11 protein-coding genes are annotated in these 15915 nt (G+C 72.6%); 9 read left to right on the top strand and 2 right to left on the bottom strand.

Annotated features, from left to right (window positions below; genetic code table 11):
* Positions 1–194: 194 nt before the first annotated feature.
* From KHP12_RS20295 to obgE, 4 genes are all read left to right on the top strand, one after another.
* Positions 195–4331 carry an Rne/Rng family ribonuclease gene (locus tag KHP12_RS20295; RefSeq protein ID WP_086879889.1) on the top strand — a complete coding sequence of 1379 codons (4137 nt, stop codon included), beginning with the start codon at positions 195–197 and terminating at the stop codon, positions 4329–4331.
* Positions 4332–4563: 232 nt separating this feature from the next.
* Positions 4564–4884, top strand: coding sequence for a 50S ribosomal protein L21 (gene rplU, locus KHP12_RS20290; protein WP_037945965.1), 321 nt, complete (start codon positions 4564–4566; stop codon positions 4882–4884).
* 14 nt (positions 4885–4898) lie between these two features.
* The gene (gene rpmA, locus KHP12_RS20285; protein ID WP_020871349.1) at positions 4899–5156 is read left to right on the top strand and encodes a 50S ribosomal protein L27; all 258 of its coding nucleotides are present in this window, start codon (positions 4899–4901) and stop codon (positions 5154–5156) included.
* Positions 5157–5297: 141 nt separating this feature from the next.
* Entirely contained in the window at positions 5298–6731 is a 1434-nt protein-coding gene (gene obgE / locus KHP12_RS20280; protein ID WP_086879890.1) for a GTPase ObgE, read from the top strand.
* Between the two features lie 179 nt (positions 6732–6910).
* On the opposite strand, the gene KHP12_RS20275 is transcribed toward obgE, so the two are convergent.
* Positions 6911–8998 (bottom strand): CDP-glycerol glycerophosphotransferase family protein, encoded by a 2088-nt coding sequence (locus KHP12_RS20275; protein ID WP_086879891.1) that lies wholly within the window; start codon positions 8996–8998, stop codon positions 6911–6913.
* A 302-nt stretch (positions 8999–9300) separates the two neighbouring features.
* Between KHP12_RS20275 and proB the strand changes: the two genes are divergently transcribed.
* From proB to KHP12_RS20250, 5 genes are all read left to right on the top strand, one after another.
* Positions 9301–10518 carry a glutamate 5-kinase gene (gene proB, locus KHP12_RS20270; protein WP_372455210.1) on the top strand — a complete coding sequence of 406 codons (1218 nt, stop codon included), beginning with the start codon at positions 9301–9303 and terminating at the stop codon, positions 10516–10518.
* 258 nt (positions 10519–10776) lie between these two features.
* On the top strand, positions 10777–11253 hold the full coding sequence (locus tag KHP12_RS20265) for a DUF8830 family protein (protein ID WP_086879892.1): 477 nt from the start codon (positions 10777–10779) through the stop codon (positions 11251–11253).
* Positions 11254–11344: 91 nt separating this feature from the next.
* Positions 11345–12643, top strand: coding sequence for a glutamate-5-semialdehyde dehydrogenase (locus KHP12_RS20260; protein WP_086879893.1), 1299 nt, complete (start codon positions 11345–11347; stop codon positions 12641–12643).
* A gap of 106 nt (positions 12644–12749) precedes the next feature.
* Positions 12750–13376, top strand: coding sequence for an SCO2584 family spore wall biosynthesis protein (locus KHP12_RS20255; RefSeq protein ID WP_244202530.1), 627 nt, complete (start codon positions 12750–12752; stop codon positions 13374–13376).
* Positions 13377–13492: 116 nt separating this feature from the next.
* Complete coding sequence (locus KHP12_RS20250) at positions 13493–14575, top strand: SCO2583 family membrane protein (RefSeq protein WP_086879895.1); 1083 nt, start codon at positions 13493–13495, stop codon at positions 14573–14575.
* 18 nt (positions 14576–14593) lie between these two features.
* Here the strand turns inward: KHP12_RS20250 and KHP12_RS20245 are convergent, their stop codons facing one another.
* On the bottom strand, positions 14594–15823 hold the full coding sequence (locus KHP12_RS20245) for a M48 family metallopeptidase (RefSeq protein ID WP_086879896.1): 1230 nt from the start codon (positions 15821–15823) through the stop codon (positions 14594–14596).
* Between the last annotated feature and the right edge of the window lie 92 nt (positions 15824–15915).

Genomic DNA, 15915 nt, shown 5'->3' with positions numbered 1-15915 from the left:
TTGGGAGCCACCCGGGTCCGGCCGGCGCACTGACCAGAAGACTTTCGCCGGTCCCGACAGATCCGGTCCCGGCGAGCGAGACGACAGCTCCCGTGCGGCGCCCGCGCCCCGGACGGCGGCACTCGCGCACAGTGCGCGGGTGACCGGCCGGAAGCAGGCGCGGCGCCCGGGAGCGTGACGGGAGAAACGCCCGCATGCTCGAACCTATTGAGCCGACCCAACCTGTCCAGCCCCTGGGGTCCTCCGCGCCGAGTGCCGCGGTGCCCGGGGAATCCATCGAGAACACCCCCAGCGACACGCTGCCGCCGCGCCGCCGCCGCGCGGCCTCCCGCCCGGCCGGTCCGCCGCCCGGCGCGGTGAGCGAGGCCGAGGTCACCACGCCCTCGGTACCGGCCATAGCCGCAGAGCAGACCGGCGCCGTCGTCGCCGCCGAGGCGGCCTCCGAGCCCGTCGCCGCCGGTGCCGCCATGGCCGCCACCAGTGGATCCGTATCCGGATCCGACACCGAATCCGCCGCTCCGCCCGCCCGTACGCGGCGCCGGGTCGCCCGCAAGGCGACCGCTCCGGCGGGTTCGCCGGAGGCCGCGGAGACCGTGGTCCCGGCCGACGCCGTGCGTGAGGAGCCCGAGGCCGCCGCCGAGCCTGTCGCGGAGCCCGTGGTGGAGGCCGCCGCCGAGGCCGCTCCGCCCGCCCGTACGCGGCGCCGTGCCACCCGTAAGGTGACCGCTCCGGCCGGTGCCCCGGCGGAGTCGGAGGCCGCGGAGGTCGTGGCGCCGAAGGAGCCGGTGGAGCCGGAGGTGACCGAGGAGTCCGCGGCGGCCGCTGAGGCCGAGACCGTGCCCCCGGCCCCCGCCCGTACGCGTCGTCGTGCGACCCGTAAGGCCGCCGCTCCCGAGGGCGCGCCGCAGGCGGAGGCCGCCGACGCGGACGCGTCGTCTGCGGCGGCCGCTGGTGGCAGTGGTGACGAGGCCACGGCCCCAGCCGCAGTCGCAGCCGATGCCCCGGCCGAGGCCGACGAGGCCCCGCGTGCCCGTACGCGCCGTCGTGCGGCCCGTAAGGTGACCGCTCCGGCCGGTGCCCCGGCGGAGTCGGAGGCCGCGGAGGTCGTGGCGCCGAAGGAGCCGGTGGAGCCGGAGGAGTCCGCGGCGGCCGCTGAGGCCGAGACCGTGCCCCCGGCCCCCGCCCGTACGCGTCGTCGTGCGACCCGTAAGGCCGCCGCCCCCGAGGGCGCGCCCGCGGAAGCCGCCGAGGAGCCCGCCGCCGAGCGGCGGACCGAGAGCGCCGAGGAGCCCGCCGCCGCGCAGGCCGAGGAAGAGGCGCCGCGCGGCCGTTCTCGCCGCCGCGCCGCCCGCGCCGCCGAGGAGCCGAGCGGCGCTCAGGAGCCGCGGGCCGCCGAGGGCGAGACCCCGGCCGCCGAGGCCGCGTCCGAGCCGGAGCCCGCGCCCCGTTCGCGGCGCCGGGCGGTCCGCCCGCCGACGGCCGTGTTCCAGGCGCCGGTCTTCACCGAGCCGGTCTTCCAGACGCCGGAGAGCGCCGCCGCCGAGGCCGCCGCCGCACTGGAGGAGCCCGAGGAGGAGGACGAGGAGCAGCCGACGGCCGAGGCCGTCGAGCCCGAGGCGCCTGCCGGCCGCCGCCGGCGCCGCCGCCGTGGCGCCGCGCCCGCCGAGGAGCAGCCGGAGGCCGAGGAGCCCGAGGCCGCCGAGGAGAGCGAGGCCGAGGCCGAGGCCGAGGCCGGTCAGCCCGAGGGCGAGTCCGGCGAGGAGGAGTCGGGCGACCGTCCGTCCCGTCGCCGCCGCCGTGGCGGCCGGCGTCGCCGCCGTGGCGAGACCGCCGAGGGCGAGGGCGCCGAAGGGCGTTCCGAGACCGGTGAGCGGTACGAGGACGAGTCGGCCGCCGAGGGCGAGGGCGCCGAGGAGCAGGGCGAGGGCCGGGACGAGTCGGGTGCCGAGGCCGGTGAGCCCGGCGGTTCCAGCAGCAGCCGTCGCCGCCGCCGTCGGCGCCGTCGCAGCGGCGACGCCGCCGAGCCCGAGGCGACCGGTGACGACCCGGAGCGTACGGTCGTCAAGGTCCGCGAGCCCCGCGAGCGGCGCGGCAAAGAAGCCGAGTCCGGTGCCGACGAGGTGCAGTCGATCAAGGGGTCGACGCGTCTGGAGGCCAAGAAGCAGCGCCGCCGCGAGGGCCGCGAGCAGGGCCGCCGCCGTGTGCCGATCATCACCGAGGCCGAGTTCCTGGCCCGCCGCGAGGCGGTCGAGCGGGTCATGGTCGTCCGGCAGAACGGCGATCGCACCCAGATCGGCGTGCTGGAGGACAACGTCCTCGTCGAGCACTTCGTGAACAAGGAGCAGGCCACCAGCTACGTCGGCAACGTCTACCTGGGCAAGGTCCAGAACGTGCTGCCGTCCATGGAGGCCGCCTTCGTCGACATCGGCAAGGGCCGCAACGCCGTGCTGTACGCGGGCGAGGTGAACTTCGAGGCGCTGGGGCTCTCCGGCGGGCCGCGCCGCATCGAGGCCGCCCTGAAGTCCGGCCAGTCCGTGCTGGTGCAGGTCACCAAGGACCCGATCGGCCACAAGGGCGCCCGGCTGACCAGCCAGGTCTCCCTGCCCGGCCGCTATCTGGTGTACGTGCCCGAGGGCTCGATGACCGGCATCAGCCGCAAGCTGCCCGACACCGAGCGGGCCCGGCTGAAGCAGATCCTCAAGAAGATCGTTCCCGAGGACGCGGGTGTGATCGTCCGCACCGCCGCCGAGGGCGCGAGCGAGGACGAGCTGTCCCGCGATGTCGCCCGGCTTCAGGCGCAGTGGGAGGAGATCAAGAAGAAGGCGAAGAGCGGTAGCGCCCCGTCGCTGCTCTACGGCGAGCCCGACATGACCGTCCGGGTCGTCCGCGACATCTTCAACGAGGACTTCTCCAAGGTCATCGTCAGCGGTGACGACGCCTGGGAGACCATCCACGGCTATGTCTCGCACGTGGCGCCCGACCTCGCGGACCGGCTCCAGAAGTGGACCTCGGACGTCGACGTCTTCGCCACCTACCGGATCGACGAGCAGCTGATGAAGGCGCTGGACCGCAAGGTCTGGCTGCCCAGCGGCGGCTCGCTGGTGATCGACCGGACCGAGGCGATGGTCGTCATCGACGTCAACACCGGCAAGTTCACCGGTCAGGGCGGCAACCTCGAGGAGACGGTCACCAGGAACAACCTGGAGGCGGCCGAGGAGATCGTGCGCCAGCTGCGGCTGCGCGACCTCGGCGGCATCATCGTGATCGACTTCATCGACATGGTGCTGGAGTCCAACCGGGACCTGGTGCTGCGGCGGCTGCTGGAGTGCCTGGGCCGGGACCGTACGAAGCACCAGGTGGCCGAGGTCACCTCGCTCGGCCTGGTCCAGATGACCCGTAAGCGGGTCGGCCAGGGGCTGCTGGAGTCCTTCTCCGAGTCCTGTGTGCACTGCAACGGCCGCGGCGTGATCGTCCACATGGACCAGGCGTCCTCCGCCGGCGGCGGTGGGAAGCGCAAGAAGAAGAAGTCCGCTGCCGGTGGCGCTCAGCAGCAGGAGCGGGCCGCGGCGGCCGCGGCCGAGGCGGAGGCCGAAGCCGAGGCGGAGTCCGAGGACGTCACCGAGGCGGCTGCCGAGATCGCGGCGGAGGCCACCCAGCCCAAGCCGCTGCCCGAGCCGGTCTTCGCGGCCGACGAGGAGCTGTACAGCAGCGCCGCGGAGGCCGAGGCCGCCGCGAGCCGTGGGCGTACGCGCCGCCGTGCCACCCGTAAGGTGTCCGCCCCGGCGGGCGCCCCGAAGGCCGCCAAGGAGCCGGAGGGCGTGGTGGTCGTGGTGGCCGACGAGCGTCGGGAGGCGGCCCGGACGGAGCCGGAGGCGGCAGCAGAGGCCCCCGCCGCCGCTCCCGCCGAGGAGCAGGCCCCGCTCGAGGGCGTTCCCGCGCCGCGTACGCGCCGCCGTGTGACCCGTAAGGTGAGCGCCCCCGCGGGCTCGCCGACGGGCTCCGAGGAGGCGGCCGTGGTGGTCGTGAGCGGGTCTTCCGCGGAGTCGGAGCCGGAGTCCGGGGCGAGGCCCGAGCCGGAGGCGCCCGAGAGCGCGTCCGTCGAGGCCGAGGCCGAGGCACCGGCGAAGAAGACCGCCCGTAAGGCGGCCAAGAAGGCTCCCGCCAAGAAGACGGCGGCCAAGAAGACCGCCGAGAAGAAGACGGCGGCGAAGAAGACGGCCGCCAAGAAGACCACGGCCAAGAAGACGACCGCCAAGAAGTCGGCGACGAAGAAGACCGCGGCGGCGGAGCAGCAGACTCCGCAGTCGGTCTCGGCCGCCGCCGACGACTGACCCGGCCGACCGGAGGGCGCACTGTCACGTGACAGTGCGCCCTCCGGGCTCTGGTAGCCTTAACCCTTGGCGTCTGTACGCCAAACCCCTGAGCACATCCCTTCCGCTTCGCCGGAAGAGGCCGTTCGGCCGATGGTGAATCGCATGATCACTCGGTTGTCACGACCCCCGTGGGTCGTGTTGGGCGGCTGGCATCAGAGGTCCCGTTTTCTAGCGAGAGAGTGAGAACCGCGTGTACGCAATCGTGCGCACCGGCGGCCGCCAGCAGAAGGTGGCCGTGGGCGATGTCATCGAGGTCGACCGTCTGGCCAGCAACAAGGTCGGCGACACCGTCGAGCTTTCCACTCTGCTCGTTGTCGACGGCGATGCCGTCACCAGCGACCCGTGGGTCCTGGCCGGTGTGAAGGTTCACGCCGAGGTCGTCGACCACCACAAGGGTGGCAAGATCGACATTCTGAAGTACAAGAACAAGACCGGTTACCGGAAGCGGATCGGCCACCGCCAGCTGCACACCGCGCTGAAGATCACCGGCATCGACTCGGCTGCGAAGTAAGGGACTGAGGAGAGATGGCACACAAGAAGGGCGCATCGTCCACTCGGAACGGTCGCGACTCCAACGCCCAGCGGCTCGGCGTCAAGCGCTTCGGCGGCCAGGTCGTCAACGCGGGTGAGATCCTGGTCCGTCAGCGCGGCACGCACTTCCACCCGGGCACGGGTGTCGGCCGCGGCGGCGATGACACGCTGTTCGCGCTGGCCGCCGGTGCGGTGCAGTTCGGCACCAGCCGTGGCCGCAAGGTCGTGAACATCGTTCCGGTCGCTGAGTAATCAGCCCGGGCGATATCGCACAGCCTTTTCCGAGGGCGGACCGCTCTTCCCGTGACGGGAAGCGGGTCCGCCCTCGGCGCGTTACGAGCGTGAGGCACATCAGAACAACCCCGAACCCGTATGTAACTGGAGGCACCCGTCATGACCACCTTCGTGGACCGCGTCGAACTGCATGTCGCCGCGGGTAACGGAGGCCACGGCTGCGCCTCCGTGCACCGCGAGAAGTTCAAGCCGCTCGGGGGACCGGACGGCGGCAACGGCGGCCGGGGCGGCGATGTGATCCTGGTCGTGGACCAGTCCGTCACCACCCTGCTCGACTACCACCACAGCCCCCACCGCAAGGCCACCAACGGCAAGCCGGGCGAGGGCGGCAACCGCTCCGGCAAGGACGGCACCGACCTGGTCCTGCCGGTCCCGGACGGCACCGTCGTCCTCGACAAGCGGGGCAACGTCCTGGCCGATCTGATCGGGGAGGGCACCACCTACATCGCCGCCCAGGGCGGCCGCGGCGGCCTCGGCAACGCCGCGCTCGCCTCGGCCCGCCGCAAGGCGCCCGGCTTCGCGCTGCTGGGCGAGCCGGGCCACTCCGGGGACGTCATCCTGGAGCTGAAGACCGTCGCGGACGTGGCCCTCGTCGGCTACCCGAGCGCCGGCAAGTCCTCACTGATCTCGGTGCTTTCGGCGGCCAAGCCGAAGATCGCCGACTATCCGTTCACCACGCTGGTGCCCAACCTCGGTGTGGTCACGGCCGGTTCGACCGTCTACACCATCGCCGACGTCCCCGGCCTGATCCCCGGCGCCAGCCAGGGCAAGGGCCTCGGCCTGGAGTTCCTGCGCCATGTCGAGCGCTGCTCGGTGCTGGTGCATGTGCTGGACACCGCGGCGCTGGAGTCCGAGCGCGATCCGCTGACCGACCTCGACGTCATCGAGGCGGAGCTGGCCCAGTACGGCGGTCTGGACGACCGGCCGCGGGTCGTCGTGCTCAACAAGGTCGACATCCCCGACGGCAAGGACCTCGCCGACATCATCCGGCCCGATCTGGAGGCCCGCGGCTACCAGGTCCTCGAGGCCTCGGCGGTCGCCCATCTCGGCCTCAAGGAGCTGTCCTTCGCCCTGGCGAAGATCGTCGCGGAGGCCCGCGAGGCGCAGCCGAAGGAGGAGGCGACCCGGATCGTCATCCGGCCGAAGGCCGTGGACGACGCGGGCTTCAGGGTCGTCGCCGAGGAGGGCTTCTACCGCGTGCTGGGCGAGAAGCCCGAACGCTGGGTCCGCCAGACCGACTTCGCCAACGACGAGGCCGTGGGCTATCTCGCCGACCGCCTGGCCCGTCTCGGCGTCGAGGAGGAGCTGATGAAGGCGGGCGCCCACTCGGGCGACGAGGTCGTCATCGGCCCCGAGGACGACGCGGTCGTCTTCGACTGGGAGCCGACCCTCGCGACCGGCGCGGAGATGCTGGGCCGCCGTGGCGAGGACCACCGCTTCGACACCCCGCGCCCGGCCGCGCAGCGGCGGCGGGACCGGGATGCCGAGCGGGACGAGGCGGACGAGGAGTTCGACACGTTCAAACCGTTCTGAGGGCCGTACGGCCATAGCGGGCGCGCCTGGAGTCCGGACGGGCTCCGGGGGCCCCGCGCGGGCTCTGAGCGGGCTGCCTGGCACCGCCCGGCAGAGACGGCATGACGAAGGGCCCGGGAGATCTCTCCCGGGCCCTTCGTCATGCTCTGGTGCCTGCCGTCGGCTCGGACCGTCGGACGTCAGACCGTCGCGGTCTCCTCCGGCTCCGGCGAGCCGGACTCCAGCTCCATCTCCTCCGCCGCGTCCCGGGCCTCGCGCTGCGAGGGGATCTCGTCGGTGAGCCGGGTGGCCATCCGGGCCCGGCGCTCGTCGGCCTTGCGGCACAGGTCCTGCGTGGCCTGGTCGAAGCGCACCAGCGACGGCGGGTCGGACGGGCCGAGCAGATGCACCTTCAGCTCGGCGCGGGCGCCCGCGAGGGTGTCCTTCTCCGGGTCGCGGACCGCTTCCAGCAGTCCGGTGACGCCCGCGGCTTCCGGCGTGAGGATCGTGGCGGCGCGCACGGTCGGGAAGGCCGCCCGGAACTCCTCCTCCGTCATCCCGCTGGTGTTCGCCACCGCGTACGGCTTCTCGCTCGTCAGGTAGTCCGAGACCACGCTGGAGACATCGCTGATCAGCACGTCGGCCTGGTTGAAGCAGGTGAAGATCGCCGGACGCGGACCGGTGATGATCTGGTGCTCCCAGACCGGCAGCGAGGCCCAGTAGGCGCTCTCCCAGGCGGCGGTGGCCGCGGCGACGGCCGCCGCGCGGTCGCCGTCCGGGGCCCCCTGGAGCATCATGCGCTCGGTCTCGTCCGCGCTGGGGCGGAAGGAGGCGCTGGTGAGCCGGTTGAGCTCATCGGCGCACCGGGCCAGCTCGGCGGCCGCCTCCGCGCCGGGGCGGTCGCCGCCGCGCTTGGTGTTCGCCTCGGCGATCATCGCCTTGATGCGGTCGTCGGCACGGCCCGCGCGCGGGTCCACGGAGCCGGTCATCGGATGCGGCTTGTACAGCAGGCGCACCTTGGGATCGGCGAGCAGCTCGCGGACGATGTTCTCACCGGCCAGGATCACCGAGGTGTTGCCGGGGTTCCCGTCCCAGCCCTCCCAGGTCGGCGCGTACAGCACCGTCGTCAACTCGCCGGTGGGCACGCCCGCGTAGGGGCGGATGGGGGCCAGCTGCGGCCGGCCGACCTCCACGACGTCCTTGTCTTCGACGCCGATGTCGGCGAGCTGGTAGCGCTCGCGCGCCGCCGGGCCCGCGACCCACACCTCGTCGTACGCCTTGGCGTACGGGTTGCAGCTGGAGAGCTTGTCGCTCTCGCCGTGGTTGATGAACGCGTGCTTGATCGAGGGGATGCGCAGCACCTGTGAGGTCTTGCCGGAGTTCGCCGGGTGCAGCAGCACCTTGAGCGTCGAGTGCTCCAGCCGCATCAGATGCGCGACCTTGGGGAGGCAGACGATCGGCACGTCCGTCGCGTCCACCTTCTGCACCATGAACCGCTCACGGAGCACGATGATCGGCTTGGCGTCGAGCGCGGCCAGCGTGGAGAGCCACATGTTCGCCTGGTACGCGGAGGAGTTGCCGCCGGAGAAGTACATGCCCACGGTCGGCTGGTAGTCGGCCAGCCACTGGTCCAGCCAGCGCAGGGCCGTGGCCTCGTTCGCCACGCGCTTGCGCGGCAGCAGCCAGCTGGCGAGGTGGGCCGTGCCACCGATGCCGATCAGCAGCGCGATCGTCAGGCCGACGCCGCCCCAGACGGCGTTCTTGGTGGCGGCGGTGACCAGCAGACCGGCGGTGACCGGCGCGGCCAGCCGCAGCAGACGGCGCCCGTGCTGACGGGCGAACAGCCGCGGCGGGGCCTCGCTCAGGCGCAGCGCGGACGCGTCGATGTTGCGCGTGACGAACGGCAGCTGGCGGGTCCGGCGGACCAGGACGGCCGCCGCCTGGCAGGCGAAGTGCACCAGGTAGAAGAGCAGCAGCCCCACGGTCAGGGGCGCCTGCTCGTGCAGGGGATTGATGCCCTCGATGCGCAGCAGCCCGACCATGATGAGCATGTCGCGGAACAGCTGGCGCACCGTGACGTCGAGGCGGATCTTCCCCAGCAGCGACAGCAGACCGGGCTGCTTGTGCTGCAAGAAGAGATCGAGCGCGAGTCCGCACGCCGAGGCGGCGATGAAAAGCGGTACGTTCGGAAGCACGGCGCCGACGAGCTGTGTGGCGAAGAACACGAGCATCGCGAGCAGCGCCGCCAGCTGTACGGCCCGGCGTGGGGCGATTCCGGCAGAGGGCACGGGGTGGGCTCCTGGCAGGAGGGCAACGGACTGGGGGGACCCCTGACCGTATGCCGACGCCCCGCCCGGTGACAATCCGCGCCGGTGCCAACCGGTCGCAATCGGTGTCAAAGGTCCCCCGAGTGGTGTCCGCGGGGCGCTTATGGCGGTGCGTGAGGTGATGTGCGCGGGCGGTGTCCGGGGGCTGAAATGCCGAGGCGGGCGAGGACCGACTGTCGTAGATTGCCCCCTTGTCATGATGAGTGTGTAAGGCATGCGTTTCTTCGGGGCGTGTGATGGGCCGGGGACGAACGAGGAGCGGCGTGGCGGAGCAGGACGGGTCGGCGGTACGGGACGAGGTGGCCGCCGCCCGCAGGATCGTGGTCAAGGTCGGCTCGTCCTCCCTCACCACCGCGGCGGGGGGCCTGGACGCGGACCGCGTGGACGCGCTGGTCGACGTGCTCGCCAAGGTGCTCGACGGCGACGGTAAGGGCGACGGCGGCAGGGACGGCGACCGTAAGGGCGGCGACGGTAAAGGTGGTGACGGTAAGGGCGGCGCGAACGGCAAGGAGATAGTCCTGGTCTCCTCCGGTGCCATCGCCGCCGGGCTGGCGCCGCTGGGCCTGGACCGGCGCCCCCGCGACCTCGCCCGCCAGCAGGCGGCCGCGAGCGTCGGGCAGGGGCTCCTGGTGGCCCGCTACACGGCCTCCTTCGCGCGCTACGGGCGCCGGGTCGGCCAGGTGCTGCTCACCACGGACGACACCAGCCGCCGCGGCCACTACCGCAACGCCACCCGCACCCTGGACCAGCTGCTGGCCATGGGCGCGCTGCCGATCGTCAACGAGAACGACACGGTGGCCACGGACGAGATCCGGTTCGGCGACAACGACCGGCTCGCGGCCCTGGTCGCCCATCTCGTCCGGGCGGATCTGCTGGTGCTGCTCTCCGATGTGGACGGCCTGTACGACGGGGACCCCAGGACCCCCGGCACCTCCCGGATCGACGAGGTCCGGGGCCCGCGGGACCTGGACGGCGTCTCCATCGGCAGCGCGGGCCGCTCCGGGGTGGGCACCGGTGGCATGGTCACCAAGGTCGAGGCGGCCCGGATCGCCACCGCGGCCGGGGTCCCGGTGGTGCTCACCTCCGCCAGCCGGGCCGGGGACGCCTTGCTCGGCCGCCATACGGGCACGTTCTTCCACCGCACCGGCCGCCGCTCGGCGAACCGGCTGCTCTGGCTCGCCCACGCCTCCGCGCCACGCGGCGCCCTCACCCTGGACGACGGCGCGGTACGGGCCGTCGTGGAGCGCCGCACCTCGCTGCTGCCGGCCGGGATCGCGGCCGTGGAGGGCGAATTCACCGCCGGTGACCCGGTCGAGCTGAGGGACACCGAGGGCCGCCCCGTGGCCCGTGGCCTGGTCAACTTCGACGCCAAGGAGATCCCGCAGCTGATCGGCCGCTCGACCAGGGACCTGGCCCGCGAGCTCGGCCCGGCCTATGAACGCGAGGTGGTCCACCGCGACGACCTCGTCGTCCTGGACTGAGCCGCTCCGGCGGCACGGGCACCCTCGAGACGACTCGAGGCGAACCGGGCCGCCGGAAAAATAACCCCCCTCCGAAAAACCTCAAAAGCGCCACGCGGGCGGGCGTGGGCTGGTCAACTTTGTTCAACGGGGTCGCGCGGGGCAGCGCGCCGGCTGTGGGAGACGCGGCGGAGTCCGAGCGGAAGGCCGCGGCCATGGCACCGTCACGAGATGCTCCGCCCGCGCGTGAGCGGAGCAGCGAGTTACAGGAGGCCGCCGGTGAGACGAGGGCGCCCGGGGGCGTCGCCCAGAGGGGCGGCGGAGCGCACCCTGACCAGTGTCGGAGCGGGCGACGCCGGGTCCGGCGACGCCGTGACGCACGACGCCGTGGCGCACGATTCCGGGCGTGGCGAGGCGTCCCGGCTGTGGCACATCACCCTCAGCGTCTCGGGGAGCGAGGCGCCGCTGCCGGAGGTCCGCAGGGCGCTCGAGCAGCTGGCCCATGACCATCCGTTCCTGCTGACCAGCCGCTATGCCACCGATCACGCCGAGATCCGCTACTGGGAAGAGGCCCGTGATCTGCACGACGCCGCGGCGGTCGCGCTGCGGCTGTGGGGTGAGCACCGGGCCTCGGCCAAGCTGCCGCCCTGGGAGATCGTGGGGCTCGAGGTCATCGACCGTGATACGTATCACCAGCGGGTCGCGGAGGGATACGGGCCGCCACCGGCCTCTCCGGTGGGTGTGCACCCGTTCTGAGGACGGATGTGCGGCGCCGAGATGTGAGAACGCCATCTCGAAGTGCGGAATAGTGCGTGGATCTCCGCTCCCGGCTCAGTACGCTTCGGGCATGACCAGCGCACCCACGTCGCCGCTCACCGACCCCTGGCCGAAGTCTCCGGTCCTCCAGGCCGCCTACCGGGCCCAGGTCGCGGCCGCCGATCTCGCGCCACTGCCGCGTGCCGTCAAGGACGACGCGCTGCTCGCGATGGCCGACGCCCTGGAGGTGCGTACCAAGGAGATCGTGGAGGCCAACGCGGTCGATGTGGAGCGGGCCCGCGAGGCCGGCACCAGCGACGCCATCGTGGACCGGCTGACGCTCACCCCCGAGCGGGTGCGGGCCATCGCCTCCGACGTCCGCGACGTGATCGCGCTGCCCGACCCGGTCGGCGAGGTGGTGCGCGGCTCCACCCTGCCCAACGGCATCGACCTGCGCCAGGTGCGCGTTCCGCTCGGCGTCGTCGGGATCATCTACGAGGCCCGGCCGAATGTGACGGTGGACGCCGCGGCGCTCTGCCTGAAGTCGGGCAACGCGGTGCTGCTGCGTGGCTCCTCGTCGGCGTCCCACTCCAACGCGGCGCTGGTGAAGGTCCTGCGGGACGCCGTCGGCGGGGCGGGGCTGCCCGCGGACGCGGTGCAGCTGGTGCCGGGCGAGAGCCGGGAGTCGGTGCGCGAGCTGATGCGCGCCCGCGGCCTGGTGGACGTGCTGATCCCGCGCGGTGGCGCGTCCCTCATCCGTACGGTCGTCGAGGAGTCCACGGTCCCGGTCATCGAGACCGGCACCGGCAACTGCCATGTGTACGTGGACGCCGCGGCCGACCTCGACATGGCGGTCGACATCCTGGTGAACTCCAAGGCCCAGCGGCCGAGCGTGTGCAACGCGGCGGAGACGCTGCTGGTGCACCAGGACATCGCCGACCGGTTCCTGCCCCGCGCCCTGGACGCGCTGGCCGAGGCGGGGGTCACGGTCCACGCCGACGAGCGGGTCATGGCGCTCGCGGAGGGCTCCAAGGCCACGGTGGTCCCGGCGGTGGTCGACGACTGGGAGACCGAGTACCTCTCGTACGACATCGCGGCGGGCGTCGTGGACTCCCTGGAGGCCGCGGTGAGCCATATCCGCCTGTGGTCCTCCGGGCACACCGAGGCCATCGTCACCTCGTCCCAGCAGGCCGCCCGCCGCTTCACCCAGCTCGTGGACTCCACCACGGTCGCCGTGAACGCCTCCACGCGGTTCACCGACGGCGGGCAGTTCGGCTTCGGCGCCGAGATCGGCATCTCCACCCAGAAGTTGCACGCCCGGGGGCCCATGGCGCTGCCCGAGCTGACCTCGACGAAGTACATCGTCACCGGCGACGGCCACACCCGCTGACTCACCCGTTCGGGGGATGGTCGATTTCCGGCGCCGCTGGGGTGGATCTTCCCCCGAATACCATTTCACCCTGCCCAAATTGACCCGTCCGGTCTACTCTGAATGGGTGCCGGACGACGTGGGGGGCAAGCCGTTCCCGGACGGCGACGAGCCCGACGACCGCAGCCACGGCGAGACGAACGACGAGTTCGCCGCCGTGGTCTTCGACGAGGACTTCGTACGGTCGGCCCCGATCCATGAGCCCACCGCCATCGAGCGGATGCTGGCCGCAGCCGAGGCCCGTGCCGAGGCCGAGGCGTCCCGGCGCGGCAGGGCCGGGGGCCCGCCCGAGGACGAGCTCTTCGAGGACGGGTTCGGCGCGGAGGCCGACTTCTACGGCGCGGACGACCCCGACGAGCGCTTCGGCCCCGGGCGGGGCGGGGACGACGCCTACGGCCCTTATGGGCGTTACGGCAGCGCGGGGCGCCCTTACCGTGGCCATGCCCGCTGGCACCGCCCGGTGGCCTGGCTGCTGGCCGTCCTGATGGGCATCGGCGTGGTCGCCCTGGCCTTCACGGCCGTCTACCGGGGCGCCTCTGGCAACCGCCAGGACCCCGCCCCGCCGCCCGCCACCAGCGGTGTCGACGGTTCGCCCTCGGGGCAGCCGCGCCTGGAGCCCTCGGGGTCGGAGTCGGCCCCGGAGCCGACCGGGGCCAAGGGCTCTCCCGCCTCCGCCGTACCGCCGTCGCAATGACGTCCTCGCACCCCGCTAGCACGGCGCGGCCTATGGGGCGTTTCCTCCGCACTCGCCTCCCAAGTTGTGGAGTACCACCGCGTTTACCGTCGCCCCTGGCGACCTACTCTTGAGGTATGACCGGGCGTGGAGACCCTCCCGAGGGGACACCCGAAGGCGTCCCGGGAGGTGGTGAGGACGAGTACCGCTCCGTCGTGTTCGACGAGTCGTTCGTCCGTGCTGCCCGGCTTCAGGAGTTCTCCGCCGACGAGCGCATGGGCGAGCACGCACGGGCGGTGCGCAGCCGGCACGCCTGGGCCAGGGCCGGGGCGTCACGCCAGGCCGTCGCGCTCGTCCTGCTGATCGCCATCGCCTTCGCCGCGGCCGTCTACATGGGGGTGCGCCACCCGTACCAGACGCCGCAGCCGCAGACCGTGGAGCCGCTGCACAGCAGCGTGGTGCCGCTCGCGCCGCGCGGTGAGGTGCCCGGAGGGCCGCCGGACCGGCTGTTCCGCAGCAGCCCGGCCGCCGAGTTCCGCATCGGCGCCGAAGGGGTCACCGTGCCCGCCGCCCGCCGCACCCAGAGCTTCTCCGAGAGCCAGGTGATGACGGCGCTCACCACCGCCAAGGACTACCTGGTCAAGTCCGCCATCGACCCGGGTGTGCTCACCGGCGGCCCGGTGCAGGCCGTAAGGCTGCTGCTGGACCCGGCCCAGCAGACCCAGTTCGACCAGAGCTTCCAGCACCCGGTCGACGACGGACGGCATGCGGCCACCGGCTGGCTGAACCGCTTCAACCCGGCCGAGGTGACCCTGGCCGACACCCCGGTGCGGGTCCGCGGCACCCTTTCGGTCATCGAGCGCAGCGCCGCGACCCTGGAGGTCGCCGCCGACCACGTCTTCGTCTACGCGCTCCAGCCGGCCCATGAGCGCGGACCGGACCACGCCTCGCTGTTCACCGTGCGCCGTGAGACGCGGTTCCGCTTCGACCGGGACGATCTGCGCGACCACCACCTGGAGCTGGTGCAGAGCACCGTGCTGGCGGGCCCGCAGGCATGCGCCGCGAACGCCTCCGGCTATCTGCGCCCGATGCTCGCCGGTCAGAGCGCCAAGGGCGACGCCCCGACGGGCACCGACCCGTACACCACGGGCCGGACCACGGTCTCGCTGTGCGGCGTCCTGGCCCCCGGGACCCAGCCCGCCGTCGACGGGCGGTCCTGAGGGCCGTCAGAGGCCGTCTCAGCGGCGCGGCGGGGTGTCCCCGGGGCCTCCGGGTTCGTCGTTCCCCGGTCGCTCCTCCGGCCCGTCTCCGGGCCGGAGGCCCTCGGCCGTGTCCTGAGCGTCGTCCTGGCGCTCTTCTTGGGGCTCGGCCCGGGGCGGCGTGCCCTCCTCGGCGGTCTCACCGTGCTTGCCCGCGCCACCGGTGAACCGGTCGCGCAGCTTGCTGCCCAGATCCCCGGCGCCGCCCGCCACGTCCCTGACGAAGGCGAACAGCGGGTCCTTGCTGTTGCGGACCGACTCCGCGTAGTGGCTCGCGGACTCCCGGAACGAGTCGCTGACCGAGGTGTCCCTGTCCTCGTCGCGGCGCGGGTAGTGGCCGTCCATGAGCCGCTGGTAGTCGCGGGTCGCGGCCCACTTCTTGAGCTCGGCGGCGCGCACGGTGGTGAACGGATGGCTGCGCGGCAGCATGTTCATGATCTTCAGGACGGAGTCCCGCAGATCGCCGCTCGACTCGTACTCCTCCGCCTGCTCCAGGAAGGCGTCCACGTTCATCTCATGCAGGTGATGGCCGCCCGCGAGCTTCATCAGCCCGCGCATCGAGGCCCGCAGATCCTGCCCGACCAGCAGCCCCGCCCGGTCCGCCGACAGCTCCGACTTGCGGAACCACTCCCGCAGCGCCGTGACCAGCGCCAGCACCGCCACATTGCCGAGCGGGATCCAGGCCACCTTCATGGCGAGGCTGGTGAGGAAGAGCAGTATCGTCCGGTAGACCGAGTGCCCCGACAGCGCATGGCCGACCTCATGGCCGATGACCGCCCGCATCTCCTCCTCGTCGAGCAGCTCGACCAGACCCGTGGAGATCACGATGATCGGCGCGTCCATGCCGATGCACATCGCGGTCGGCTGCGGGTTCTGGGTGACGTACATGGCCGGGACCCGCTCCAGGTCCAGGATGTAGCAGGCGTCCCGCAGCATGTCGTGGAGATGGGCGAACTGCCGCTCGCTGACCCGCACCGAGTCGGAGAGGTAGAGCAGCCGCAGACTCCGCTCGGGCAGCAGACCGCTCATCGCCTTGAAGACGGTGTCGAAACCGGTCAGCTTGCGCAGCGCGACCAGCGCGGAGCGGTCCGCCGGATGTTCGTACGCCCGTGAGGAGATCCCGGGGAACCGCCGCCGCTCTCGGCTGGGCACATGCTCCCGGGCGTCTCCCGTCCCGTTTCCACCACCGGTCTCGTGGCTGTCGCTCATGTCGCCCCCTCGTTGATGGCCCGCTCGACGAGGCGCCCGGCCCGGGCCCTCGTCCGGCGGCCCCCAGCCTAGGCCCTGAGCGTCCGGGGGTT

Origin of the sequence: Streptomyces asiaticus (genome assembly GCF_018138715.1) — a bacterium.
Classification (GTDB): Bacteria; Actinomycetota; Actinomycetes; order Streptomycetales; family Streptomycetaceae; genus Streptomyces; species Streptomyces asiaticus.
Note: the sequence above shows the minus strand (reverse complement) of the source record. Positions and strands in the feature narration are given on the sequence as shown.